The organism is Sphaerimonospora sp. CA-214678, assembly GCF_050942215.1.
Lineage (GTDB): Bacteria > Actinomycetota > Actinomycetes > Streptosporangiales > Streptosporangiaceae > Sphaerimonospora.
The window spans coordinates 4,313,720-4,338,490 of the sequence record NZ_CP192056.1; the positions used below are offsets into that span (position 1 = coordinate 4,313,720).

Here is a 24,771-nt window from a genome sequence, read left to right on the forward strand (position 1 = left end):
GTGCAAGATCAGCGAGGGTGAACGGGCAGGCAGGCGGCCATTCTGCGAGCTATCGCAAGATCACGGTGGGGAGGTAGGCGAGCCACGAGCGGGTGAGCTCGGCGGCCGAGATGCCGAGCGTGGCGCGCAGCACGCCGTCGATGCCTTCGCCGTCCCGGCCGGTGCGCATCGCGGCGCGATAGAGGGCGACGAGCCGCCGCTCGCCGAACCGCTCGGCGATGTACCGGCAGGCCAGCCAGGCCTCCTCGTACGCCTGCGCCCTCCGTGGCGAGCCCGCGGCGAAGTCCGCGCGACCGGGCAGCGCACGCGGCGGCGCCCCGGCCCGCAGGTCCGCCGCGAGTTCAGCGGCGACCGCGCCGGCCGCGAGACCGCTGTCCAGGTAGCCCACGTAGTCGGCGAACCCCTCGACCAGCCAGACGGGCAGATGCCCCGCCGTCGCCGCTTCCGTGGCGACGTGGGTGAGTTCGTGCGTGATGACGACCCGGCGGCCGGCCGCCGACAGACGGGCGAAACCGGACGGCTCGACGATGACGCGGTCCACGCCCGCGAGCGCGGCGAGCCCTGTCACGGGCGCGGGCGCGGCCAGCACCGCCGCCTGCTCCGTCGTGACCGGGGCCAGGATCACCGCGTCGACCGGCCGTCCCCAGACCCGGGCGACCGTACGGCCCCCCCGGTCGGCGAGCGCGGCGAGTTCGGCGGCCGATCCCGGCGACCGGCCGACGACCAGCACGTGCTCGCCCCTGACCGGTGCCGCCCCGGCCCAGATGCCCGGGTGCTCGGCGGTGATCGCCCGCGCCGACGGCAGCAGGCGATCACCCGGCTCCGACCCGGCCGGCAGGACCAGCAGCCCGATCAGCGCCATCGGCCCGATCAAGGCACGGATCCGCGGCATGCCGAGCATCGTACGCGGCAGCGCGGCGGCCGCGGTGACGTCAGACCCCGGGCCGTACGGCTCCCACGAAGGTGCGCTTGCGATAGGAGTCGAGCTTGTCGATCCTCACCCGGGTGCCGCTGTGCGGCGCGTGGACGATCCTGCCGCGCCCGATGTACATGCCCACGTGGCCGCCGCCGCTGGTGAAGACGAGGTCACCGGCCTTGAGGTTCCGCCAGGCGACCTTCTTGCGTACCGCGCTGCGCATCGACCACGTGGTCCGCGGGAGCCGTACCCCCGCCTTGCGCCAGGCGAACTGGACCAGGCCGGAGCAGTCGAACGCTCGCGGTCCGGTGGCGCCCCAGCGGTACGGGGCGCCGATGTGCCTTTTGGCGACCTTGACGGCCTTCCTGGCTTTGGACCGCTGACGCGCGGCCCGGCTCGGCTCCGCCTCCTTCTTCTCCGTATTCGCCTTCTCCGATGTCTTGTTCGCCGCTGGGTCGCCGGCCGAGGCCGCCCGCCCGGCCTCCGCCGGGGTCGCCTCGGTGACGGTCACGGTCACCGTGTCGTCCGCCGACGCCGGTGCGGCGAAGGCTCCGAGTGAGGACGTCAGCACGACGCCCCCAAGGACGAGACGGGCACGATGGGACAGATTCGCGGGGGTGGCAGACAGGATCTCTCCTAGGGTCTTCCGCCGACGCCTACCGGGTTAGCTGACGGGTTCGGGCGGGGAAGTCGCCCTACGGCGCCCGGGCGGCAGCGTTCTGGAACGCTCCCGGCGCGCCGATTCACCCCTGACCCCTGAATTCGGAGGGTCGTTGGTTCCCCGGCTCCGTGCCTCCTGACTGCACGGATTCGGCAATCACCGATTGGATGCGGGACGAGGCCGGTGGTCCGGTGCTCGCCGCGGCCCAGAAGCTATCCGGCCGCACCACCGGAGGGCAAAGGCCACCCCAAGGAAACGGAGATCGATAAAGCAGCAGGTAAGGTAAAAACCGCAGGCTACCCGCACAAAATTAACCTAAATGTGATACTGCTCACATTTAGGGCAAAGAGATCAAAAAGCGACCTCAGGGGCGTACGGCACCAATGGGGCGATATTGGGCAAGTGGGGTGACTTTCACCACATCTCCCGTCTGGGGAGCGTGGACCACCTTGCCGTCGCCCGCGTAGATCCCGACGTGCCCGTAGCCCGAGTGCCAGAGCAGGTCGCCGGGCTGCAACTCGTTCAGGGAGACCCGCCGGCTCGCGCCCCACGCCCACTGCTCATAGCTCGTACGGGGCAGTCGCACCCCGGCCGCCGCCCAGGCCGCCTGGACGAGCCCTGAGCAGTCCCAGGCGCCCGGTCCGGTCCCGCCGTACCGGTAGGGCTTGCCGATCTGCTTGTAGGCGAACTGCAGCGCGGTGAGCGCGTTGCCCGACGCCGGCCCGGCGTAGACGGCTCCCGCGCTGTTCGGGTTGCCGGGGTTGAACGCGCCGAGCTCGCGCAGCAGCGCCATCTGCCGCTTGACGAGCTTCTCGACCTGATCCTTCTCCTTCGCCAGGTCGCCCCTGACCTTCACGGCCGAGTCGTAGGCCGACTTCTTCTTGTCCCGCCGCTGCTTGAGCCCGGAGATGGCGCCCTCGTACGCCTCGAGCTTGCGGGCACGCTCCTGGGAGAGCTGGTCGAGCGCGGCCATGCCGCTGAGTGCCGCCTGCGGGTCGGTGCCGTACAGGACGCCGTTCCACGCCAGGTCGCCGAACTGGTAGTCGTTCACCGCGATGGAGACGACACCCTCGCGCAGCTGCTCCACCCGCTTGGCGTGCTTGCGATAGTCGTCGTTGACCGAGTTGTACTGCTTCTTGGCCTTCTTCCACTTCTCGTTGGCCGCGTTGTAACGGTCTACGAGCGTGTCGGCCTGCTCGTTCAGCTCCTTCAGCTTGGCTTTGGCCTGAGCCACGGTCGGTCTCGGATCCGCCTGCGCGTCCATGTTCGGCAGCAGCAAAAGCACGGCGGCCATGCCGGCGGCCACCGGTAAGCGCCCTCGCACCAAGGCCCCCTCGAGATCGTCCCAAGCCTGGCGCGACTCTACTCATGCGATCTTCAAGCTTCAACCCGGCCGGCCCAAAGCACAGCCCTGCCCCGGCGGTCCCGGCCGCCTCTCTCGCCTCCTCAGCCCCGGCCGAGACGGCGGAGCAGCAGCAGCGCGGGCACCGGCCTGGCCCCCATCCGGCGCACGGAGTCGGCCACCTCCCGGTCCGACGAGACCACCGCCATCGACCGGCCCTTCGGCTCGGCGCGCACCAGCTGCCTGATCAGGTCGTCGGCGATCTCCCCCGGCGCGCTGAACATCACCCGCACCCCGCGCGGCGCCGAGACGTGGACGGGACCGTCCAGCTCGGCGCCGTCGAAGACGCAGGTCACCTCCACGCGGGACTGTACGGCCAGGCCGCCGAGCCCGGTGAGGAGCCGGGTCCGCTGGTCGACCAGCGTGAGCGACGGATAGCCCGTCTTCGTCACGTTGTATCCGTCGACGATCAGATGCAGGTGGGGGATCGCGAGGAGCTGGTCCAGCAACTGGGGGTCGTCGTCGGCGAGCGCCCTGGCGGGGACCGCGGTCACTCCCGGCGAATCCGGGGCCACCGCAGACACGGAGTCGGCCGGCCTGTTGATCGTCGTGGGCAGGGCGAGCTCCTTGCGCAGCCCCGCCACCGTTCCCTGAAGCGCGTCGAGGAGCACCCGGATGCGGACGTCCTCGACACTGCGGCCCTCCCTGGCCGCCCGGCGGGAGGCCTCCCGCTGCCGCTCGGCGTCCGCCAGTCGCTCCTTCAGCTTGCGCATCTCGTTCTCGGCCGAGCCGCTCACCTCGGCGGCCGCGGCCCTCGCCTCGGCCGCCTCGGCCGCCGACACGGCCGCCCTGGCCTCCGCCGCCTTGAGCCGCTCCCTGGCGTCGTGCAGCTTGCGCCGCAGATCGGCGTTCTCCGCGCGCAACGTCTTGAGCTGCTCGCGTACCCGCTCGACCTCTTCCTTGGCCGCGGCGCGCTGCGCGGCCAGCTGCTCGCGCAGCCGGGTCTCGGCCTGCTCGCGCTGGCTGCCGAGCGAGGCCGCACGCTCGAGCTCCGCCCGCGCCTGCTCCACCAGGTCCGGCCAGTCCGGCGGACGGGTCAGATACGCGGCCGCCGCCACCAGCACCGGATCGGCCGCCGGAGGCACGACGCCCTCGGCGAGGCCCGCTACCAGCTCGGGCCAGGCCGTCTCCACCGCCTCGGCCACCAGCTCGCGGAACTCCTTGTCGGATTCCAGCTGGGCGGCGATCTGCGCGGCGCCGAGACGGGCACGTTTACGCGGCTCGAACCTCGCTATGCCGCGCAGCGGCGACGGCACCGCGGCCGCCGGCATCGTGCCCAGCACCTGCGCCGCGACCTCCACGACGTGTAACCGGACCCGCTCTGGCAACGGACGAGACAGGCCTTCCCCGGCTGAACTCATCTCGTCGCTCCTCATCGTGTCCTTTTTCCAAGGGTACGGCTGCCACGCCGGTGGCCGTTCCGCGGTCGGTGAGACGGGAGAGACGAATGTCGGTTCCGGTGTCTATCGTCATGGCGTGGACGCTGTGCAAGGCACCATCGACGATCTCGGCACTCCCCTGCGCGAGGTGACCTTCGTCGCCTTCGACCTGGAGACCACGGGCGGATCCGCCGCCGAGCACGCGGTCACCGAGATCGGCGCGGTCAAGGTGCGCGGCGGCGAGGTGCTGGGCGAGTTCGCCACGCTGGTCGACCCCGGCGGTCCCATCCCGCCGTTCATCTCGGTGCTCACCGGCATCACCGACGCGATGGTCGTCGCCGCGCCGAAGTTCACCGAGGTGCTTCCGAGCTTCCTGGAGTTCATCGCCGGGACGACCCTGGTCGCGCACAACGCGCCCTTCGACATGTCGTTCATCCGGGCCGCGTGCGCGGCCGGCGGCCATCCCCCGCCGGCCAACCCGGTCGTCGACACCGTCGACCTCGCCAGGCGCGTGCTCACCCGCGACGAGACCCCCAACTGCAAGCTGGCCACGCTGGCCCGCTTCTTCCGCAGCCCCAGCGAGCCGTGCCATCGGGCGCTGGCCGACGCCCGGGCGACCGTCGACGTCCTGCACGGCCTGATCGCGCGGGTCGGCTCACTGGGCGTGCAGACGCTGGAGGAGCTGCGGAGCTACTCGCGGACGCCGACGCCCGAGCAGCGGCGCAAGCGGCACCTGGCCGAGGGCGTCCCCGGTGTCCCCGGCGTGTACGTCTTCGAGGACGCCAAGGGCGAGGCGCTCTACATCGGCAAGAGCACCCACCTGCGCAACCGCGTCCGCAGCTACTTCACGGCGAGCGAGACGCGTCCGCGTATCCGGGAGATGGTCGGCATCGCCGAACGGGTCCGCACGATCGTGTGCGCCACCTCCCTGGAGGCCGAGATCCGCGAGCTCAGGCTGATCGGGACCACCAAACCGCGCTACAACAGACGGTCGCGCAATCCCGAGCGGGTGGTCTGGCTCAAGCTGACCGACGAGCCGTTCCCGAGGCTGAGCATCGTCCGCCGGCTCAAGGACGACGGCGCGGCGTACCTGGGCCCCTTCGGCAGCACCCGCGCGGCCGACGACGCCCGCGCCGCCGTGCACGAGGCGCTGCCGCTGCGGCGGTGCACCGAGCGCCTGTCCGTACGCGTCCGCCGCAGTGCCTGCGTGCTCGCGGAGATCGGGCGCTGCGGCGCGCCCTGCGACGGCGGGGAGAGCGTGGAGGCCTACGCCCGCCATGTCAGCGCCGCCAGGCACGCCATGGAGCACGACCCGCAGGTCGTCTTCTCCGCGATCGAGGAGCGGATGCGGAGCCTGGCGGCCGAGCAGCGGTACGAGGAGGCGGCGGCGGAACGCGACCGGCTCTCCGCCTACCTCCGGGCGGCGGCCCGCATGCAGCGTCTGCGGTCGCTCACCACGATCCGGCAGATGGTGGCCGCCTCCCCCGCCTTCGACGGCGGATGGGACATCCACGTCATCCGGTACGGCAGGCTCGCCGCGGCCGGCGTGATGCCGCGCGGCGCCCATCCGACGCCCTACGTGGAGGCGCTGGTCGCCACCGCCGAGACCGTCTCGCCCGGCCCCGGGCCCACCCCGGCCGCCGTCGCCGAGGAGACCGAGTGCCTGCTGCGCTGGCTCGACAGCCCCGGAGTGCGCCTGGTCCGGGTCGACGGCGTGTGGTGCCTGCCCGCGTACGGCGCCGCCCGCTTCGTCAAGCGGATCGAGCGGTAATGTCGGGTACGCACTTCACCGACATGAGACACGCCGGCACGGAAAAGCAGGAGAAGCCGAATGGTCACCGCGATCGTCCACATCAAGGCGGATGTCGACCGGATTCCCGAGGTCGCCTCGGCCATCGCAGAGCTGGACGGTGTCAGCGAGGTGTACTCGATCACCGGTGAGTTCGACCTGCTGGCCATGGTCCGGGTCCAGCGCTACGACGAGGTGGCCGAGGTCGTGCCCGGCCGCCTGAACAAGGTGCCCGGCGTCCGGCACACCGAGACGCACATCGCCTTCCGCGCCTACTCCCGGCATGACCTGGACGCCGCCTTCTCCATCGGTCTCGACGCCTCCGACTGAGCCGTCGCACCGCGCCGGACGGCGCCGGCAAGCCTACGGCCCGGGCCGGGGACGAGAGCCCCTGCCCGGGCCGTACCGTTCGGTCGCCGGAGCCGGCGGCGCGTGGTCTGCGAGCCCTTCTGTGCCCCTTCGCAGCGGCACTCTCCGCGGCCCGCTGCCGCGGCTCAGTGGAGCTGCTTGCGCTCGCCCGCGCCGACCGCGACGTGCTCCTCCACTTCCTCCTCGTGGAGGGGGACGTGGTCGGTTCCGTACGCCTTGCTCATCTTGACGCGGAGCCTGCCGACGCCGCTGCGCAGGCCCTTCGGCGGGACCTCCTCGCCGTCGACGCCGCCATCGATGATCGGGATTTCCTTCTTCCCGCGGATGTGCGCCGCGATGTCCTCCGCCGGAGGCGTGTGGACCTCGATGTACTCGCCGTTCGGCATCCGCTTGATCACGCCGGACTCCACGCCGTGCGACAGCACCTCGGCGTCCTTGCGCTGCAGGCCGATGCAGATCCGGTAGGCGACGAAGTACGCGATCGCCGGGCCGGCGAAGATGGCGATCCGTCCGAGGATCGTCGTGGTGTACAGGCTGATGTGGAAGGTGGACGAGATCTCGTCGTTGGCGCCCAGCAGCCACAGAACGCCGTAGAACGTGATGCCTGCCATGCCGATCGCGGTGCGGTGCGGGTTGTTGCGCGGCCGGTCGCAGAGGTGGTGCTCGCGGCGGTCGCCGGTCACCCACTGTTCCAGGAACGGATACAGCGCCAGACCCGTCATCACGATGCCCAGTGGCACGAGCGCCGGGATCAGCACGCTCATGGCGAACGTGTACCCGAAGACGTTGAACTCCCACGCCGGCATGAGCCGTAGCGAGCCTTCGAGGAAGCCCATGTAGAAGTCGGGCTGCGATCCCGCCGAGATGTCCGCCGGCGTGTAGGGACCGTACAGCCAGACCGGGTTGATCTGGGCGAACGTCCCCAGCAGGGCGATCACCCCGAAGGTGAACAGGAAGAACGCCCCGGCCTTCGCCATGAACGTCGGGTAGAAGGGGGCGCCCACGACGTTGCTCTCGGTGCGGCCCTTGCCCGGCATCTGGGTGTGCTTCTGCACCCACATGAGGATCATGTGAGCGGAGATCAACGCGAGCAGGATGCCCGGGATGAGCAGGATGTGCAGCGAGTAGAAGCGCGAGATCACGTCGTGGCCCGGATACTCGCCGCCGAAGAGGAAGAACGAGATGTAGGTGCCCACGATCGGGATCGACAGGGCGACGCCCTGGGTGATCCGCAGACCCGCGCCGGAGAGCAGGTCGTCGGGGAGGGAGTATCCGGTGAGGCCCTCCACCAGCGCCAGCGACAGCAGGAGCACGCCGATGAGCCAGTTCAGCTCACGCGGCTTGCGGTACGCACCGGTGAAGAACACCCGGAGCATGTGCACCATCATCCCGGCCACGAACAGCAGCGCGGCCCAGTGGTGCATCTGCCTGATCAGCAGGCCGCCCCGGACGTCGAACGTGATGTGCAGCGTCGAGGCGTAGGCCTCCGACATCTGCACGCCGTACAGCGGGGCGTAGCTGCCGAGGTAGGTGGTGTGACCCATGCCCGGCTTGAACCAGAACGTCAGGAACGTCCCGGTCAGCAGCAGAATGATGAAAGAGTAGAGCGCGATCTCCCCGAGCAGGAATGACCAGTGGTCGGGGAAGACCTTCCTCAGGTTGCGCCTGAGGAAGCTGCCCGCGCCCAGGCGCTCGTCGAGGAACGTCGAGGTTCCGGCGATGGCCTTGGGAGGAGCGTTCATGACTTGGTCTCCCTTGCTTCCGCCTCGGCGTCGCCGCGCTCCCAGAAGCTGGGGCCGACGGGGACGTGGAAGTCGGACTTGGCGATGAGGTAGCCCTCGTCGTCGATCCCGATGGGGAGCTGCGGCAGCGGCCGGGCGGCGGGGCCGAAGATGACCTTGGCGCCGTCGGCCGCGTCGAACGTCGACTGGTGGCACGGGCAGAGGATGTGATGGGTCGTCTGCTCGTACAGCGCGGCGGGGCAGCCCACATGGGTGCAGATCTTCGAGTAGGCCACGATGCCGTCGTGCGTCCAGTTCAGGTTCGTACCCGACTTGAACTCCTCCTGCCGGAGCTTGAGCAGGATCAGCGTGGCCTTGGCCAGCTCGTTCAGGTCGTGCTCGTAACCCTCGGGGACCACCGAGAGGATGCCGCCCGGCGAGTTGAAGTCGGCGGCGCGGATCGGCTGCCCGGTGCCCTCGACCACGAGCCGGCGAGGCTTGCCGCTCTCGGTCGGCTTGCCCCAGACGGTGTGGCGCAGCACGGTGCCCGGCAGCGGGCCGAGGTCCTTGAGCAGCACCAGCGGGGCAAGGCCGAGCGGAGCCGCGGCCAGCAGGAGCGTACGGCGCAGCAGCCCGTGCTTGACGAAGCCGCTCTCGTTCGCGCCCTTGAGGAACGTCTCCTTGACGTACTCGCGGGTCTCCGGATCGGAGACCATCGCGTGACGCTCCTGGACCAGGTTGTACTTCGGCATGATCTGCCGGACCCAGACCGTGATGCCGATCGCCAGCGAGAGCAGCGCCAGCGTGAGCGTGCCGCCGAGCGCGAAGTTCGACGTGGCGGTGCTGTCGATGTCGCCGACCTGGAACGCCACATAGGAGGCGATGAATCCCGCGCCGGCCAGGAACGTGATCGTGAACAGCAGCGCGACCACGCGCTCGGCCCGGCGAGCGGCCACCGGGTCCTGTTCTATGACCCCCGGGTCCCCCGGGGGCGCGTGCACCGGTTCCTCGCCGAGGCTTGGCCCGGCGGCGGGCGGCGTGCCGACGACGCGCGCCGGGACCCGGCCCTCGGGCTGTTCGATGTCGTTGTCTGTCATGCCTTCACCCGCCGTCTCTTAGCGGTGATCCAGATGGCGGCGAGGGAGAGGAGCCCGAGGCCGGCGATCCACGCCACGAGACCCTCGGTGACGGGGCCGATTCGCATGAGACCGGAGCCGCCCGGGTCCACCTGCTGCCGCACGTGCGTGATGTAGGCGATCATGTCCCGCTTCTGCTCCGGGGTGATCGTCGTGTCGTTGAACACCGGCATCGCCTGCGGGCCGGTGATCATCGCCTCGTAGATCTCGGTCGGAGTCGCCGGATTCAGCGTCGGCGCGTGCTTGCCGTACGTCAGGGCGCCGCCGGAACCGGTGAAGTTGTGGCACTGGATGCAGTTCGCCCGGAACAGCTCACCCCCCTTGGCGGGGTCGCCCTTGGCCGGATCGACCTGCTCGGCGGTCGGGATGGTCGGACCGCCGCCCAGCGACTGGACGTAGGCGGCGAGCTGGCTGATCGCCTCGTCCGTCGCCCACTCGGGGCGCGGCTTGCGCAGTGCCTGCGGGCCGGCGTCGCCCATCGGCATGCGGCCGCTGCTGACCTGGAAGTCCACGGCCGCTGCGCCGACGCCGATCAGCGTGGGAGCCTTGTCGGTGCCCTCGGCGTTCATGCCGTGGCAGCTCGCACAGTGGGCCACGAAGAGGCTCTTGCCCTGCGCGGTGTCGTCGGCCTTGCCGGACGCGATCGCGGCGTCCGCTGTGCTGCCGTTCGGCGCGGCAAGGGCGTACCCCCCGCCGAGCAGACCAAGCGCGAGCGCCACGACGGCGATTCGCGCGAGGGGATGGCGCCGTCGGGCGGTGGTGGAGTTCACCGAAATTCCCGTTCCGATCATTTGATGATGTAGATGGTCGCGAAAAGGCCGATCCAGACCACGTCGACGAAATGCCAGTAGTAGGACACGACGATGGCGCTGGTCTGCTGCTCATACGTCAAGCGCTTCGCGGCGTACGTGCGTCCCAGGATGAACAGGAACGCGATCAGGCCACCCGTCACGTGCAGGCCGTGGAAGCCCGTGGTCAGGTAGAACACCGAGTCATACGGCGTGTGCGAGAGGACGTGCCCCTCGCTCACGAGCTTCGCGTACTCGTAGAGCTGACCGCCGATGAAGAAGGCGCCCATCAGGAAGCTCACGATGTACCAGAACCGCAGCTTCTTGACGTCGCCCCGCTCCACGGCCCACACGCCCAGCTGACACGTGACACTCGACAGGACCAGGACGGTCGTGTTGAAGGTCGCGAACGGGACGTCGAGGTGAGCCTCCGGCCATGGTTGGCCCTGCCCCATGCTGACCGAACGGATGGTGAAGTACATCGCGAACAGCGCCGCGAAGAACATGAGCTCGGAGGACAACCACACGATGGTGCCGACCTGAACAAGGTTCGGCCGGCTCGACCCGTGCGGTCGCGTCGTCGTAGTAATTGCGGATGCTGTCGCCACGTCTAGCATTATTGCGGCTCCCCAGGTCGGGTCGGCCCACGACCCCCCACTAGGGTCACCCCAAGCCCCGGGAACCAGCACCGTACGGCAATGGTACCGGCCGGTACGGCGATGCCGGCGGGCGCTGCGTCCCTGTCACGGCGCCGGTAGCATCAGATGACCATACTCCGCGATTCGACAGTGAGCGTGACATGAGGGTTCTCGTCTACAGCGACGACGCAGGCACCAGGGAGAAGGTGCGGCTGGCCATCGGGCGGCGTCCGGCCGCTGACGTGCCCCTCGCCGAGGTCGTCGAGTGCGCGACCCAGCCGGCCGTGGTCAAGCACCTCGACTCCGGGGAGATCGACGTGGCCGTCCTGGACGGCGAGGCCGCCCCGGCCGGGGGCATGGGGATCTGCCGGCAGGCCAAGGACGAGGTGCACGACTGCCCGCCGATCGTGCTGCTGATCGCCCGGCGCGACGACCGGTGGCTGGCCAACTGGTCCGGCGCCGACGCGGTGGTGGCCCAGCCGCTCGATCCCGTCGTCCTCGCCGAGGCCGTCGCCGACCTCATGCGGCGCAGGCTCGCCGCCGCCAGGGGATGACCGACCCCGTCTCCGCCAACCCCCCAGCCTCCGATAAGGGGAAGAAATGGACCTGCGCACCACCTGGCCCTCCGTGCTGAGTGCCCTCCTCGCCGGTGAGAACCTCACGTCGGACGAGACGGCGTGGGCCATGAACGAGATCATGTCGGGCACGGCGACGCAGGCGCAGATCGCCGCGTTCGCGGTCGCGCTGCGTGCCAAGGGCGAGACGGTCGCCGAGGTGGCCGGCCTGGCCCGCACCATGCTCGACCGCGCCACCCCGCTGTCCGTACCCGGGCCCGTGGTCGACGTCGTCGGCACCGGCGGCGACCGCGCCCACACGGTCAACGTGTCGACCATGGCCGCCGTGGTGGCGGCGGCGGCCGGCGCACGGGTGGTCAAGCACGGCAACCGCGCCGCCTCCTCGCTGTGCGGCGCCGCCGACGTGCTGGAGCACCTGGGCGTGGTCCTCGACCTGCCGCCCCAGGTCACCGCGAAGGTCGCGGTGGAGGCGGGCATCGCGTTCTGCTTCGCGCAGCTCTACCACCCCGCGCTGCGGTTCGTCGGCCCGGCGCGCAAGGAGATCGGCGTGCCGACGTTCTTCAACTTCCTCGGCCCGCTGACCAACCCGGCCCGGCCCGCCGCGCAGGCCATCGGCGTCTACGACGCGCGCATGCTGCCGGTGGTGGCCGGGGTGTTCGCCGAGCGCGGCGTCTCCGCGCTGGTGTTCCGCGGCGACGACGGCCTCGACGAGCTGTCGACGGCGGCGCCGTCCACGGTCTTCGTCGTCCGCGAGGGCAGCGCCACGCAGGTCGGCTTCGACCCCGCCGACATCGGGGTCCCCCGATCGCGGCCGGAGGATCTGCGCGGCGGCGACGTCGGGTTCAACGCGGGAGCCGTACGAGACCTGGTGAACGGGAAGGCAGGCCCGGTACGCGACGCGGTGCTGGTCAACGCGGCCGCCACGCTGGTCGCCCTGGACATCGCGCTCGGCGAGACCGACTGCGCCGACATGGTCGCCGACATGGGCGCGGCGTACGCGCGTGCGGCCGAGGCCGTCGACTCCGGCCGGGCGGCGGCCACGCTGGACCGGTGGGTCGAGGCCAGCCGCTCGCCCGCCGCCTGAGCGGTCACGCCCGTACGGGCGCCCACGGGAGGTCACGCGGCGGGGTTCTACAGGGAGGCGGCGGTGTCGGCGCGCAGGCGGCTCGACTTGAGCCACTGCTGCCATGAGTTCTCCCAGTAGCTCCAGCCGTTGGTCGGGTCGACCTGCCGAGGCGAACCGGTGACGATGATCGGATCGCCGAGCAGGGTGTTGTTCATGAACCACTTGGCGTTGGTCGGGCTGAGATTCACACAGCCGTGGCTCACGTTGGCGCTGCCCTGGTCGCCGACGGACCACGGCGCCCCGTGGACGTACTCCCCCGTGTCGGAGAACCGCACGTTGCTGTAGGTGGTGGTCTGGTAGTAGCCGGACTGGCCCGGGCCGGCGTCCGGCGACGTCATCACGGTGACAGGTTCACGGGACATCGCGACGTGGACCCCGTTCGTCGTGTAATGCCGCATGACGCCGCCGCGCCCCGCGCTGATCGGGAAGTTCCTGATGAGCTCGCCGTCGCGCTTGATCTGCATGTGGTGGCTCTGGGTGTCGGCGACGCTGATCTGCGACCGCCCGATCTGGAAGTCCCTCGTGTAGTCCTGCTTGCCGTACACGCCGTCGGCGCCGCGAACGCCCGCCAGGCGTGCGACGAGACGCACCTTGGTGTAGGCGGGCCAGTACTCCTTGGGCCGGAACACCACGCGATCCTTGCCGAGCCAGTGCCAGGCGCCCGTGATCGGCTTGGAGGCCTGGACGACGAGGTTGCGTTCGATCGACACGCGGTCGGTGACCGGCTGGTCGAAAGTGATCATGATGGGCATGCCCACGCCCACCGTGAGGCCGGTCTCCTTGTCCGGGAGCAGGGTCTTGATGCCGAAGCTCTTGCCCGCCGCTTTCGTGGAGAACCGGCTCGTCCGCTCGGCCGAGGCCCCACCACGGCCGGCGACGACCGCGTGGACCCGGTAGGAGACGCCGGGGGCCATCGGACGCTCGCTGTGCCACCGTGTGCGGTCCGCGCTGTAGAAACCCGCCACGGGCCGTCCAGCGGCCTCCACGGTGACGCTTTTCAGCGTCCCCCCGGCGGCTCCCACCATGATGGGCTGCTCGGGAGGCAGCTCTCTGGCCCCGTCGATCGGGAAGATGTTCACCGCGGCCTTGGGCGTCTCGTCGTCCCCCGACGTGCCCGAACATCCGGTAAGCAGCACCAGCAAGGTCAACGCCCCCGCAGCAGCTCGCACGTCGGTCCCCCTCCGCCGGTTCGGTTTCGGGGGTTATTCCCCCCGAGCCACGAGGGGCCGACCGAATCCCGGTGAAGATCTTCCGAGTGCTCGCCGTCGCGAGGGCGTTTCCTTCCGCTACCACATCGGTTCTTGCCCGATGCGGCTCAGTGCGAGAAGTTGCCGCGGTAGTACTGGAACACGAACCCGATCATGCTCATCAGCGTGGCGAACAGGCCGATGAAGAACAGCCACCAACCGATCACGAAGCCGAAGAACGTGAGCGCCGCCGACAGGCACAGGAACAGCGGCCACCAGCTGTGCGGGCTGAAGAAGCCGAGCTCCCCCGCGCCGTCGCTGATCTCGGCCTCCTTGTTGTCCTCCGGCTGGTCGCCGATCCGCCGGGTGGTGAACAGCAGGTAGTAGCCGATCATCAGCCCCATGCCGCAGGAGATCGCCAGCGCCGTGGTGCCGGCCGGCTCCTTGGACCACAGCCAGTAGATCGCGGTCATGGCGGCGAAGAAGACGCCGACGAGCGTGAACATCCACGCCTGAATCCTCATGAGGTCTCCTTCCCCAGCTCCGGCTTCACGGCGAGATGCGGGTACTTGAGGTCGAAAGCGGGACGCTCGGACCTGATCCGCGGCAGCGACAGGAAGTTGTGCCGCGGCGGCGGGCACGAGGTGGCCCACTCGAGCGATCCGCCGTAGCCCCACGGGTCGTCGACGGTGACCTTGGGCGCGTGCCTCCAGGTGTGCCACACGTTGTAGAGGAACGGCAGCGTGGAGGCGCCCAGCAGGAGCGCGCCGGCCGAGGAGACGATGTTGAGGTCGGTGAAGCCGTCCACCGGCGAGTAGTCCGCGTACCTGCGCGGGAAGCCGATGACGCCCAGCCAGTGCTGCACCAGGAAGGTCAGGTGGAAGCCGAAGAACAGCGTCCAGAAGTGGAGCTTCCCGATCTTGTCGTTGAGCATCTTGCCGGTGAACTTGGGCCACCAGAAGTAGAAGCCGGCGAACATCGCGAACACCACGGTGCCGAAGACCACGTAGTGGAAGTGGGCCACGACGAAGTAGGTGTCGGTGATGTGGAAGTCCAGCGGAGGCGACGCCAGGATGACGCCGGTCAGCCCGCCGAACAGGAACGTCACCAGGAAGCCGACCGCGAACAGCATCGGCGACTCGAACGACAGATGGCCGCGCCACATCGTGCCGACCCAGTTGAAGAACTTCACCCCGGTCGGCACCGCGATGAGGAAGGTCATGAACGAGAAGAACGGCAGCAGCACCTGGCCGGTGGCGAACATGTGGTGCGCCCAGACCGTGACCGACAGGCCGGCGATCGCGATGGTCGCGCCCACCAGGCCGATGTAGCCGAAGACCGGCTTACGGCTGAACACCGGCAGCACCTCGGTGATGATGCCGAAGAACGGCAGCGCGATGATGTAGACCTCGGGGTGACCGAAGAACCAGAACAGGTGCTGGAACAGCATCGGTCCGCCGACCGACGAGGCGAAGATCTGCGTGCCGAACTTGCGGTCGGCCTCCAGCGCGAGCAGCGCGGCGGCGAGCACCGGGAAGACCAGCAGCACCAGGATGCTGGTGAGCAGGACGTTCCACGTGAAGATCGGCATCCGGAACATGGTCATGCCCGGGGCGCGCATCGTGATGACCGTGGTGATGAAGTTCACCGCGCCGAGGATCGTGGCGAGACCGGACAACGTCAGGCCCATCAGCCACAGGTCGCCGCCGAGGCCCGGGGAGCTGACCGCGTCGGACAGCGGCGCGTACGCCGTCCAGCCGAACGACGCCGCGCCGCCCGGGGTGAAGAAACCGGAGACCGCGATCGAACTGCCGAACAGGTAGAGCCAGTAACTCACCATGTTCAGCCGCGGGAACGCCACGTCGGGCGCGCCGATCTGCAGCGGCATCAGCTCGTTGGCGAAGCCGGCGAACAGCGGCGTCGCGAACATCAGCAGCATGATCGTGCCGTGCATGGTGAACAGCTGGTTGAACTGCTCGTTCGTCACGAACTGCAGGCCCGGCTGGGTGAGCTCGGCCCGCATGACCAGCGCCATCACGCCGCCGATCAGGAAGAAGACGAACGACGTGATCAGATAGAGATGCCCGATCACCTTGTGGTCCGTCGACGACAGCCACTTGGCGATGACCGAGCCCTTGCGGTAAGGCCGCGCGGTAACGACGGGCGGTTGCTGGATGGCGGTCACTGCGCACTCCCCGCCTGGCTCTTGATGAACTGGTCGAACTCGGCCTGCGGCACGAGCTTCACGGAGAACAGCATCCTGCTGTGGTCGACACCGCAGAGCTCGGCGCAGCGGCCGATGAAGACGCCCGTCCGATCGAGCGTCGTGATCTCGAACTGGTTGTGCGTCGGTCCGGGGAACACGTCCAGCTTGAAGAGGAACTCCGGCACCCAGAACGAGTGGATGACGTCGGGCGAGTGCAGGTCGAACTGCACCCGGTTGTTGACCGGAAGCACGAGCTGCGGGCCCTGCGGATTGTCCTTGTCCTGCTTGCTCAGGTCGACCGGGACACCCGCGGTGACGACCTTCTGTCCCTCATACTCAGTGGTGAAGCGCCAGCTCCACTGGTAGCCCTCGACGTACACCTTGACCGGAGCCGTGTTCGTGACCTTGGTGATCTCGGTCTGGTCCCGGGCGGTGAAGAAGAAGAAGACCGAGACCATGATCACTGGCACGACCGTGTAGAGGATCTCGATCGGCAGGTTGTACCGCACCTGCGGCGGCAGCGCCTCCGTCGAGTTCTTCTTCTTGCGGTGGAACACGCAGGTCCACAGGATCAGGCCCCAGACGACGACCCCGGTGGCGAGTGCCGCGATCCAGCCGCCGTTCCAGAGCGTCTGAGTGATCTCAGCCTGCTTGGTGATGCTTTCCGGCATGCCCCCACGGGACCACTGATCGCTCGCCTCGTTGCTGCACGCCGTCGCGGACGCCACCAGCAGCGCCACTGCGGCGGCGCCGGGCAACCGGCGGCGCGTCCACGGTCGCCGTGTCGTACGGCGGGTCGGACTCACGGATCGCCTACCCCACAGATGAAGCCCAAGAGGTCCTCTCCTGGGCGGTTTTCCAATTGACCACCGGGTGTCACCAGCAGGAGATTCTCGCCGGTGTGCCCCTTTACTTCATTGAGTTCACGCTTGGCTGACACATTAGCGCGGACCGGCCACGCCCCTCTGAGCAGCCCCCGTTAATGTCCTAACTGTGCCTTACCTGGATGCGGCTTCGACCGAACCCCTTCATCCCGCGGCCCGTGACGCCCTGCTGACCGCGCTCGACTCCGGTTGGGCCGATCCCGCTCGCCTTTACGGCACGGCACGTCGTGCCCAGATGTTACTGGAGCAGGCGAGGGCGGAGGTAGCCGAAATCCTCGGCGCCCGGCCCGACGAGGTGGCGTTCACCTCCTCCGGCACCCAGGCGGTCCACCTCGGCGTCCTGGGCGCGCTCCGGGGCAGGCGGCGGGTCGGCCGGCACCTGGTGGCCGGCGCCGTCGAGCACTCCAGCGTCCTGCACGCCGCCGAGGTCCACGAACGCGACGGCGGGACCGTCGAGACCGTGGGCGTCGACCGCACGGGCCGGGTGGACGACGCCGCCTTCGCCGCGGCGGTCTCCCGGCCCGGTACGGCGCTCGCCTGCCTGCAGACGGCCAACCACGAGGTCGGGACCCTGCAGCCGGTGGCCGAGGCGGCGGAGGCCTGCCTGGCCGCGGGCGTGCCGCTCCTGGTCGACGCGGCCCAGTCGGCGGGCCGCCTGCCCGTCCCCGGCGGCTGGTCGATCCTGACCGCCAGCGCGCACAAGTGGGGCGGTCCGGCCGGCGTCGGGGTGCTGGCGATACGCAAGGGGACGCGCTGGCGGTCGCCGTACCCGCAGGACGAGCGGGAACGCCGGCGCGTGCCCGGCTTCGAGAACGTGCCCGCCGTCGTGGCGGCCGCCGCCGCCCTGCGCGCCCGAGCGGCGGAGGAGGCGGCACAGGGCGCCCGGATGTCGGCCCTGATCGACCGGATCCGCGCCGAGGTGCCGCGCCTGGTGCCGGACGTGGAGGTCATCGGCGACCCGGTGCGGCGCCTGCCGCACATCGTCACGTTCTCCTGCCTCTATGTGGAGGGCGAGGCGCTGCTGACCGAGCTCGACCGGGCGGGCTTCGCCGTCTCGTCCGGGAGCTCCTGCACGGCGAGTACGCTTCGGCCATCACATGTTCTGGAGGCGATGGGCGTGCTTACCCACGGGAATGTCCGGGTATCGCTGCCCCGTGGCGTGACCGGCGACGACGTCGACCGGTTCCTCGCCGTGCTTCCCGATGTGGTGCGGCGTATCCGGGCGAGTTTGGGAGTCCAGTGATGTGGCGGAGACGGACCGGCGGCGCGCGCGGCGGGGACACCCGGGACCTCGCCGGAGGGACCGCCGACGCCGGCGTCGAGAACGACGGCGCGGGCGAGCCCGCGCTGACGATCGACGCGCTCGGCCGCAAATGCCCGATCCCGATCATCATGCTCGCCGACCGGATCAACGAGGTGGCGATGCGCGACGTGATCGCCGTGCTGGCCGACGATCCCGCCGCGTTCACCGACATTCCCGCGTGGTGCAGGCTCAAGTCGCACGAGCACGTGGCCAGCTACGAGTTGCCGCAGGGCGGCTGGTCGATCCACGTGCGCCGCAGCTACTGACCCGCGTCCACTCACCGCGACCACCGGAGGCGGGCGGTGAAGGATCAGGCGGTCAGGAGTAGTGGCACCGCACGTGCCCGGCCACCTCGTCCGCTGCGGCCTGGCCGTACGACACGGCGAACCGGTCGAGGAAGACCCGCTGCCCCAGCTCGTACTCCTGGCAGCCGACCCGCTCGAGCACGTGCGTGGCGGTCAGGTTGCCGATCTGGCCGCAGCGCTCGAGCGGCAGACCCCACGCCACACCGGCCAGGAAGCCGGCCCGGAACGCGTCGCCGACGCCGGTCGGGTCGGCCTTGCCCAGCTCGGGCGCGGGCGGGATGTGCAGCGTCGGCTCGCCCCTCCGGTCGATCCTGGCTCCCTTCGGCCCGAGCGTGGTGATGCGGACGTCCACCCGCTCCAGGATCTCCTCGTCCGCCCAGCCGGTCTTCTGCTCGATCAGCCCGAGCTCGTAGTCGTTGCTGAACAGGTAGGCGGCACCCTCGATGAGCCGGCGGATCTCCTCGCCGGGCATCCGGGCGAGCTGCTGGGACGGGTCGGCGGCGAACGGGATGCCCCGGTCGCGGGCCTCCTCGGTGTGCCGCACCATCGCGTCCGGGTCGTTGGGACTCACCAGGACCAGGTCGAGCCCACCGGTCCGCTGCGCGATCGGGCCCAGCTCGATCTCGCGCGCCTCGGCCATCGCCCCGGTGTAGAACGACGCGATCTGGTTGTGCTCCTCGTCTGTGGTGCACAGGAATCTGGCCGTGTGGTGCAGCTCCGACACGTGGACCGAGCCGCAGTCGACGCCGTGCCGCTCCAGCCAGGACCGGTAGTCGGCGAAGTCGGTGCCGACGGCGCCGACGAGGATGGGGGACAGCCCGAGGCAGCCCATCCCGAAGGCGATGTTGGCCGCGCATCCGCCGCGCCTGATCTGCAGATCGTCGACGAGGAACGACAGCGACACCCGGTCGAGCTGCTCGGCGATGAGCTGGTCGCCGAAGCGGCCGGGGAAGGTCATCAGATGGTCGGTCGCGATGGAGCCGGTGACGGCGATGCGCACGGGGTTTTCTCCTCGTTGTCAGCATCCGGGCACGGGAGGGACACGGGCGGGTAAACGAGATCGCCCAACCTGTCGAGCGTACCGTCTCCGGCACGACTGCGCCCCGTACGGAATGATCCGTACGGGGCGAGACGGCCTCCGGAGAAACCCCTGCTTGAACGGGCTCCGAAGAGGGTGCCAGGGCGTGCCTGGCACTCCCTAGTTGAACGAGTCGCCGCAGGCGCACGAACCCGTCGCGTTGGGGTTGTCGATCGTGAAGCCCTGCTTCTCGATGCTGTCGACGAAGTCGATGGTGGCACCCACCAGGTACGGCGCGCTCATCCTGTCGGTCACGACGTTCACCCCGTCGAAGGACGACACGATGTCGCCGTCCATCGAGCGGTCGTCGAAGAAGAGTTGGTAGCGCAGGCCGGAGCAGCCACCGGGCTGCACGGCGACACGCAGCTGCAACCCCTCCTCTCCCTGCTGCTCCAGCAGGCTCTTGACCTTGGCGGCGGCCGCGTCAGTCAGGCTCAGGCCCTGCTGCGTGGTCTCGCTGCTCTCAACCGTCATGTGCTGACTCCCGCGGTCTGCGCCAACCGCCCACCCGGAGCGGTCGTTTGATTCGGTTCCACTAGACGCTACCAACACAGGTCGCCCGCCACACATTCCACGTCGAAGGTACGGCGGTCGCCGGCACGCCGAAAAGGTGTGCGATGATTAATCGTCACTTATACGATAAGTCCCCGAGGGGGTGTGGTCGTGACGATCACTGAGACCGGTCTTCCGCTGTTCGTCCTTGGCCGCGACGCCGACCCGCACAGCGAGCGCGGGGTCGACTGTCCCGGCGAGCTCCCGCCGGCGTCCGACCCGGCGCTGGTGGAACGCGCCCGTGTCGCCAAGGAGCGACTCGGCGACCGGCTGTTCGTGCTCGGTCACCACTATCAGCGCGACGAGGTCATCCAGTTCGCCGATATCACCGGCGACTCGTTCAAGCTCGCCCGCGAGGCCGCCGCCAGGCCGGGGGCCGAGTACATCGTGTTCTGCGGCGTCCACTTCATGGCCGAGTCCGCCGACATTCTGACCGCCGACTCGCAGAAGGTCGTGCTCCCGGACCTCGCCGCCGGCTGCTCGATGGCCGACATGGCCGGCTTCGACCAGGTCGAGGAGTGCTGGGAGGTGCTGGAGGACGCCAGCATCGCCGACCGGGTCGTACCGATCACCTACATGAACTCCAGCGCCGACATCAAGGCGTTCTGCGGACGCAACGGCGGCGCCGTGTGCACGTCCTCCAACGCCAAGCGGGCGCTCACCTGGGCCTTCGAGCAGGGGCAGCAGGTCCTGTTCCTGCCCGACCAGCACCTGGGACGCAACACCGCGGTGCTGGAGCTGGGGCTGTCGCTGGACGACTGCGTGGTCTACAACCCGCACCGTCCCAACGGCGGGCTCACGACCGAGCAGCTCAGGAACGCGAAGATGATCCTGTGGCGGGGGCACTGCTCGGTGCACGGCCGGTTCTCCCCCGAGGCCGTGGACGACATGCGCGCCCGCGTCCCCGGCGTCAACGTGCTCGTCCACCCCGAGTGCCGGCACGAGGTCGTCGCCAAGGCCGACTACGTCGGGTCCACCGAGTACATCATCCGTACGATCTCCGAGGCGCCGACCGGCTCGTCCTGGGCGGTGGGCACCGAGCTGAACCTGGTCAAGCGGCTCTCCGGGATGTTCCCCGACAAGAGCGTCGCCTTCCTCGACCGGACCGTGTGCTACTGCTCGACGATGAACCGCATCGACCTGCCGCACCTGGTCTGGGCCCTGGAGTCGCTTGCCGCCGGCGAGCTGGTCAACCAGATCACCGTCGACCCCGACACCGCACACTGGGCCAAGATCGCCCTCGACCGCATGCTGGCACTGCCCTAACCGCATGCCGGCACCGCCTGGACGGCGCCGATCACAGAACCCTGTGGAACCCGGGAGCCGCACCGGGAGGAGGCTCCGGTCCGTGCGAAGCCCGCTCCGGCGGGCTTTCGCGCGCGGCAGCCGATCCTTCCCGCCCGGCTCCCCCGGGCCCGGCGCACGCCGGCGGCGGCGCCCCGGCGGTCACAGGCCGGGGGCCTCCCAGACCGGGAACCAGCTCGCGAGGTCCGGCTCGATCTTCAGCTCCTCAGCGAGGACCCCGCGCACCTGGAGTTCCAGAGCGTTGTCCCGGTGGGTTCCCCCCGCCGGGGCGAAGGGGTAGAACGTGCCCCGCTTGTAGAGGTAGACGATCGCGAGCCGCCGGCCGGACGGGTCGGCGAAGGTCACCAGCGAGCACAGCAGCGACGGGCCGAAGCCGGCGGACTCCAGGGACGAGTTGGCCGCGTGGAGGTCGGTGACGAGTGCGGAGACGTCCGGGTGGCGCACCACGATCCAGGTGTAGCCGTAGGAGTCCCGCGTCGTCTCGGACTCGCCGAGCAGCGCCTGGACGTCCTGCTCCAACCGGCTGAACGCGCCTCCCTCCGCGGCGCGGAAGGAGACCGAGCCGATGCCGACGGGGGTGAAGCCGGTGGCCGCCTCGAGTGCGACGGCGGCGGCCGGCAGCGCGAACAGCGCGTCGAGATCGGGCTTCGCGGGCTTCGATCTCCCCAGGAGTGCGTCGAACCATCCCATGGCGGCCCGCCGATCAGCGGCCCAGCGCGGCGGAGATCCGGGCGAGCTGCTCCAGCCGGCGCTCCAGCGACGGGTGCGTCGACAGCAGCGAGGCGATGCTCTGCCCGGAGATGGCTGGGGCGAAGAAGAACGCGTTGAACGGCTGGGCCTCGCGCAGGTCTCTCGTCGGGATCCTGGCGATGTCTCCGCTGATCTTGGTCAGCGCGCTCGCCAGCGCGGAGGGCCGCTGCGTCAGCAGCGCGGCGGCACGGTCGGCGGCGAGCTCGCGATAGCGCGACAGCGCCCTCGTCAGCAGGAAGCTCACCGCGTACACGAGACCGGAGACGAGGAAGACGATCGCCCCGATCGGCGGCCCGTTGTTGCCGCGGCGGCCTCCCCCGAGGCCCGTGTACAGCGCGAACCTGGTCATCAGGCCGGCGACGACGCCGAGGAAGGACGCGATCGTCATGACGGCGACGTCACGGTGCGCGACGTGGGACATCTCGTGTGCGATCACGCCCTCCAGCTCCCGGGCGTCCAGCCTGCGCAGCAGGCCGGTGGTCACGCACACCACCGAGTTCTTCTGGTTGCGCCCGGTCGCGAACGCGTTGGGCATGTCGGTGTTCGCGATCGCCACCCGGGGCTTGGGCATCCCGGCCATCGCACTGAGCCGGTCGACGATCCCGTGCAGTTCAGGAGCCTCCTGCGGGGAGACCTCGCGTCCGTGCATCGCGAAGAGCGCGATCTTGTCGGACAGGAGGAACTGCACCAGCAGGAGACCCGCGGCGATCAACAGGACGGCGATCGCCCGCACGCCGAGGACCACCAGCGCTGCCATGAACGCCACGTAGACCAGCCCGAGCAGGAACATCGTCACGGTCATCCGTACGGTCAGACCGCGGTCGGGGGCGAATCGCGTCGCGGTCATCACCCAGGGATGAGCCCGGTGTCGCCGAGCATCTCCCGCACCTCCTCGATCGAGGCGTCGGCGGGCGGCAGGATCAGCTCGGACGGCTCGAGCGAATCGACCGGCAGCGCCTTGCCCACCTGCCGGACCTTTTCCAGCAGCGCGTGCAGCTTGACCCGGAACACGTTCTCGTCATCGGACTCGATGGCGGCCTCGAGTTCGCCGTCGAGCTCGTTGAGCACATCGATGTCGGCCTGGGCGATCTCGACCTGGCCCTCCCCCATGATTCTGACGATCACAGGCCCTCCCCCGGCTGACGCAGCTGCTGAGTCTGCTGGGCGGGCTGCCCAGCCTGACGGCCCGGCTGCCCGGACTCGATCGCGCCCTGCGGCGCGGGGCCCTGACCGATCTCGGCCTTCATCCTGGCGATCTCCAGCTCCACGTCGCTGCCCGCGCCCATGCGGTCAAGCTCGGCCTGGATGTCGTCGCGCTGGCCGGTGAAGTCTTCGAGGGCGCCGCTCGCCAGCAGCTCGTCGATCGCGCCGGCGCGCGCCTGCATCTGCGCGGTCTTGTCCTCGGCACGCTGGATGGCCAGGCCGACGTCGCCCATCTCCTCGGATATGCCGGAGAAAGCCTCGTTGATCCGCGTCTGCGCCTCGGCCGCCGTGTAGGTGGCCTTGATGGTCTCCTTCTTCGTACGGAAGGAGTCCACCTTCGCCTGCAGCCGCTGGCTGGCGAGGGTGAGCTTCTCCTCCTCGCCCTGGAGGTTGTTGTGCTGGAGACGGAGGTCGGCGATCTGCGCGTTCAGGCCGTTGCGCCGGGTGAGCGCCTCACGCGCCAGGTCCTCCCGCCCGGCGGAGAGCGCCTGCCGGCTCTGGTTCTCCAGCTTGGCGGCCTGACCCTCCAGCTGGTTGATCTGCAGCTCGACCCGCTTGCGACTGGTCGCCACGTCGGCCACACCCCGGCGGACCTTCTGCAACAGCTCGAGTTGCCGCTGGTAGGAGTAGTCCAGCGTCTCCCGTGGATCCTCCATCTTGTCCAAGGCCTTGTTGGCCTTGGACTTGAAAATCATGGAAAGTCTCTTCATCACGCTCATGCGCGTCGGCCGTCCCCTTCTCAACGTCATGCATGGCGAACTCGCCTGGGTTCACCCTACGCATAACGCGCGAGGGCGTCACTAAGTTGCACTCCCGGTAGGCTGGACGCCGTGTTCCGACGTCGTACCCAGATCTCCGCTGACGACTCCTCTGCCCCTGTAGAGGATCCTAAGCCTCGCCAGACTCCAGGCAAGGGCCGTCCCACCCCCAAGCGGAGCGTGGCTCAGGGCCGCCGCCGCTCACCCGTCACCGCGCCGGCCAACCGCAAGGAGGCCTACCGGATGCAGCGGGAGCGCGACAGGGCGCTGCGCGCCAAGCACCGTGAGATGCTGCTGCGCGGCGACGAACGGGCCCTTCCCGCGCGCGACCGCGGCCCGGTGCGGAAGTTCGCCCGCGACTGGGTCGACTCCCGGCGCCTGCCCGGACAGTACTTCCTGCCCGTCGTCTTCATCATCATGCTGCTGTCGATGGTGCCGGCCACGCCGGCGATCCAGAGCGTCGTGCTGCTCGGCTACACACTCTCCCTGCCCGTGGTGATGGTGTTCGTACTGGGCAGCGCCGTCTACGTCGCCCGCCGGGTGAAGAAGGAGGCCGCCGAGAAGTTCCCGGGCGAGAACCTCCGCGGCGTGGGTTTCTACGCGGCGATGCGGTCGACCCAGATCCGCAGACTGCGCTTCCCGAAGCCGACCCTGCTCCCCGGCGGCGTGCCGATCCCGCCGAAGAACTGAGCACCGGCCGGAGTGGCGCACCCCATGCGCGTATGCGGGACGTCCCGGGA

The 24,771-nt window shown here is 69.6% G+C and carries 26 protein-coding genes and 1 riboswitch; of the genes, 8 read left to right on the plus strand and 18 right to left on the minus strand.

Annotated features, from left to right (window positions below; all coding sequences use genetic code 11):
- Positions 1-49 precede the first annotated feature (49 nt).
- The 4 genes from ACQP1K_RS19370 to ACQP1K_RS19385 form a co-directional block, all read right to left on the minus strand.
- Positions 50-892, minus strand: a complete 843-nt coding sequence (locus ACQP1K_RS19370; protein ID WP_433497116.1) for a peptidase MA family metallohydrolase — start codon at positions 890-892, stop codon at positions 50-52.
- A 40-nt stretch (positions 893-932) separates the two neighbouring features.
- The gene (locus ACQP1K_RS19375) at positions 933-1,487 is read right to left on the minus strand and encodes a C40 family peptidase (RefSeq protein WP_433497117.1); all 555 of its coding nucleotides are present in this window, start codon (positions 1,485-1,487) and stop codon (positions 933-935) included.
- Positions 1,488-1,554: 67 nt separating this feature from the next.
- Positions 1,555-1,742, minus strand: a riboswitch (cyclic di-AMP (ydaO/yuaA leader).
- Positions 1,743-1,941: 199 nt separating this feature from the next.
- A complete protein-coding gene (locus ACQP1K_RS19380; RefSeq protein ID WP_433497118.1) occupies positions 1,942-2,901 on the minus strand; it encodes an NlpC/P60 family protein in 960 nt (319 codons plus the stop codon).
- A gap of 122 nt (positions 2,902-3,023) precedes the next feature.
- The gene (locus tag ACQP1K_RS19385) at positions 3,024-4,340 is read right to left on the minus strand and encodes an NYN domain-containing protein (protein WP_433497119.1); all 1,317 of its coding nucleotides are present in this window, start codon (positions 4,338-4,340) and stop codon (positions 3,024-3,026) included.
- A gap of 115 nt (positions 4,341-4,455) precedes the next feature.
- On the opposite strand from ACQP1K_RS19385, the gene ACQP1K_RS19390 reads away from it, so the two are divergent.
- Entirely contained in the window at positions 4,456-6,129 is a 1,674-nt protein-coding gene (locus ACQP1K_RS19390) for a DEDD exonuclease domain-containing protein (protein ID WP_433497120.1), read from the plus strand.
- A 60-nt stretch (positions 6,130-6,189) separates the two neighbouring features.
- Positions 6,190-6,477 (plus strand): Lrp/AsnC family transcriptional regulator, encoded by a 288-nt coding sequence (locus ACQP1K_RS19395; RefSeq protein WP_055481838.1) that lies wholly within the window; start codon positions 6,190-6,192, stop codon positions 6,475-6,477.
- Positions 6,478-6,641: 164 nt separating this feature from the next.
- Here ACQP1K_RS19395 and qcrB read toward each other — a convergent pair whose 3' ends face one another.
- Genes qcrB through ctaE form a run of 4 tightly spaced genes read right to left on the minus strand, consistent with a single transcriptional unit; the run spans position 6,642 to position 10,778 of the window.
- Complete coding sequence (qcrB, locus tag ACQP1K_RS19400; RefSeq protein ID WP_433497121.1) at positions 6,642-8,258, minus strand: cytochrome bc1 complex cytochrome b subunit; 1,617 nt, start codon at positions 8,256-8,258, stop codon at positions 6,642-6,644.
- The gene (gene qcrA, locus ACQP1K_RS19405) at positions 8,255-9,334 is read right to left on the minus strand and encodes a cytochrome bc1 complex Rieske iron-sulfur subunit (protein WP_433497122.1); all 1,080 of its coding nucleotides are present in this window, start codon (positions 9,332-9,334) and stop codon (positions 8,255-8,257) included. Before qcrA ends, qcrB begins: the two co-directional genes overlap by 4 nt.
- Positions 9,331-10,143: a cytochrome bc1 complex diheme cytochrome c subunit gene (gene qcrC, locus ACQP1K_RS19410; protein WP_433497123.1), complete on the minus strand. Its 813-nt coding sequence runs from the start codon at positions 10,141-10,143 to the stop codon at positions 9,331-9,333. The genes qcrA and qcrC overlap by 4 nt, the downstream gene beginning before the upstream one ends.
- Positions 10,144-10,160: 17 nt before the next feature.
- On the minus strand, positions 10,161-10,778 hold the full coding sequence (ctaE, locus tag ACQP1K_RS19415) for an aa3-type cytochrome oxidase subunit III (RefSeq protein ID WP_433497124.1): 618 nt from the start codon (positions 10,776-10,778) through the stop codon (positions 10,161-10,163).
- Positions 10,779-10,960: 182 nt separating this feature from the next.
- Between ctaE and ACQP1K_RS19420 the strand changes: the two genes are divergently transcribed.
- A complete protein-coding gene (locus ACQP1K_RS19420; protein ID WP_433497125.1) occupies positions 10,961-11,353 on the plus strand; it encodes a hypothetical protein in 393 nt (130 codons plus the stop codon).
- A gap of 46 nt (positions 11,354-11,399) precedes the next feature.
- Positions 11,400-12,458: an anthranilate phosphoribosyltransferase gene (gene trpD, locus ACQP1K_RS19425; RefSeq protein ID WP_433497126.1), complete on the plus strand. Its 1,059-nt coding sequence runs from the start codon at positions 11,400-11,402 to the stop codon at positions 12,456-12,458.
- Between the two features lie 47 nt (positions 12,459-12,505).
- On the opposite strand, the gene ACQP1K_RS19430 is transcribed toward trpD, so the two are convergent.
- The 4 genes from ACQP1K_RS19430 to ctaC form a co-directional block, all read right to left on the minus strand.
- Positions 12,506-13,669: an Ig-like domain-containing protein gene (locus tag ACQP1K_RS19430; protein WP_433497127.1), complete on the minus strand. Its 1,164-nt coding sequence runs from the start codon at positions 13,667-13,669 to the stop codon at positions 12,506-12,508.
- 146 nt (positions 13,670-13,815) lie between these two features.
- The gene (locus ACQP1K_RS19435; RefSeq protein ID WP_433497128.1) at positions 13,816-14,211 is read right to left on the minus strand and encodes a cytochrome c oxidase subunit 4; all 396 of its coding nucleotides are present in this window, start codon (positions 14,209-14,211) and stop codon (positions 13,816-13,818) included.
- Entirely contained in the window at positions 14,208-15,872 is a 1,665-nt protein-coding gene (ctaD, locus tag ACQP1K_RS19440) for an aa3-type cytochrome oxidase subunit I (RefSeq protein ID WP_433497129.1), read from the minus strand. The genes ACQP1K_RS19435 and ctaD overlap by 4 nt, the downstream gene beginning before the upstream one ends.
- Entirely contained in the window at positions 15,869-16,699 is an 831-nt protein-coding gene (gene ctaC / locus ACQP1K_RS19445; protein ID WP_433497130.1) for an aa3-type cytochrome oxidase subunit II, read from the minus strand. Before ctaC ends, ctaD begins: the two co-directional genes overlap by 4 nt.
- A gap of 187 nt (positions 16,700-16,886) precedes the next feature.
- Here ctaC and ACQP1K_RS19450 point away from each other — a divergent pair, with 187 nt between their 5' ends.
- Positions 16,887-18,020, plus strand: coding sequence for a cysteine desulfurase family protein (locus tag ACQP1K_RS19450; protein WP_433497131.1), 1,134 nt, complete (start codon positions 16,887-16,889; stop codon positions 18,018-18,020).
- Positions 18,020-18,346 (plus strand): sulfurtransferase TusA family protein, encoded by a 327-nt coding sequence (locus ACQP1K_RS19455; protein ID WP_433497132.1) that lies wholly within the window; start codon positions 18,020-18,022, stop codon positions 18,344-18,346. Before ACQP1K_RS19450 ends, ACQP1K_RS19455 begins: the two co-directional genes overlap by 1 nt.
- A 52-nt stretch (positions 18,347-18,398) precedes the next feature.
- Here the strand turns inward: ACQP1K_RS19455 and ACQP1K_RS19460 are convergent, their stop codons facing one another.
- Together ACQP1K_RS19460 and erpA are read right to left on the minus strand one after the other, a co-directional pair.
- On the minus strand, positions 18,399-19,385 hold the full coding sequence (locus ACQP1K_RS19460) for a carbohydrate kinase family protein (protein ID WP_433497133.1): 987 nt from the start codon (positions 19,383-19,385) through the stop codon (positions 18,399-18,401).
- A 198-nt stretch (positions 19,386-19,583) separates the two neighbouring features.
- Positions 19,584-19,937 carry an iron-sulfur cluster insertion protein ErpA gene (gene erpA, locus ACQP1K_RS19465; protein ID WP_433497134.1) on the minus strand — a complete coding sequence of 118 codons (354 nt, stop codon included), beginning with the start codon at positions 19,935-19,937 and terminating at the stop codon, positions 19,584-19,586.
- Between the two features lie 189 nt (positions 19,938-20,126).
- On the opposite strand from erpA, the gene nadA reads away from it, so the two are divergent.
- Positions 20,127-21,281 (plus strand): quinolinate synthase NadA, encoded by a 1,155-nt coding sequence (gene nadA, locus ACQP1K_RS19470; protein WP_433497135.1) that lies wholly within the window; start codon positions 20,127-20,129, stop codon positions 21,279-21,281.
- Positions 21,282-21,461: 180 nt separating this feature from the next.
- Here the strand turns inward: nadA and pspAB are convergent, their stop codons facing one another.
- From pspAB to ACQP1K_RS19490, 4 genes are read right to left on the minus strand one after another with little or no spacing between them, the layout of a single operon-like run.
- Positions 21,462-22,010, minus strand: a complete 549-nt coding sequence (gene pspAB, locus ACQP1K_RS19475; RefSeq protein ID WP_433497136.1) for a PspA-associated protein PspAB — start codon at positions 22,008-22,010, stop codon at positions 21,462-21,464.
- A 13-nt stretch (positions 22,011-22,023) separates the two neighbouring features.
- Positions 22,024-22,917, minus strand: a complete 894-nt coding sequence (gene htpX, locus ACQP1K_RS19480) for a zinc metalloprotease HtpX (protein ID WP_433497137.1) — start codon at positions 22,915-22,917, stop codon at positions 22,024-22,026.
- The gene (gene pspAA, locus ACQP1K_RS19485; RefSeq protein WP_433497138.1) at positions 22,917-23,195 is read right to left on the minus strand and encodes a PspA-associated protein PspAA; all 279 of its coding nucleotides are present in this window, start codon (positions 23,193-23,195) and stop codon (positions 22,917-22,919) included. Before pspAA ends, htpX begins: the two co-directional genes overlap by 1 nt.
- Complete coding sequence (locus tag ACQP1K_RS19490) at positions 23,192-23,992, minus strand: PspA/IM30 family protein (protein ID WP_433497139.1); 801 nt, start codon at positions 23,990-23,992, stop codon at positions 23,192-23,194. Before ACQP1K_RS19490 ends, pspAA begins: the two co-directional genes overlap by 4 nt.
- A gap of 111 nt (positions 23,993-24,103) precedes the next feature.
- Between ACQP1K_RS19490 and ACQP1K_RS19495 the strand changes: the two genes are divergently transcribed.
- Positions 24,104-24,721, plus strand: coding sequence for a DUF3043 domain-containing protein (locus ACQP1K_RS19495; RefSeq protein ID WP_433497140.1), 618 nt, complete (start codon positions 24,104-24,106; stop codon positions 24,719-24,721).
- Positions 24,722-24,771 lie beyond the last annotated feature (50 nt).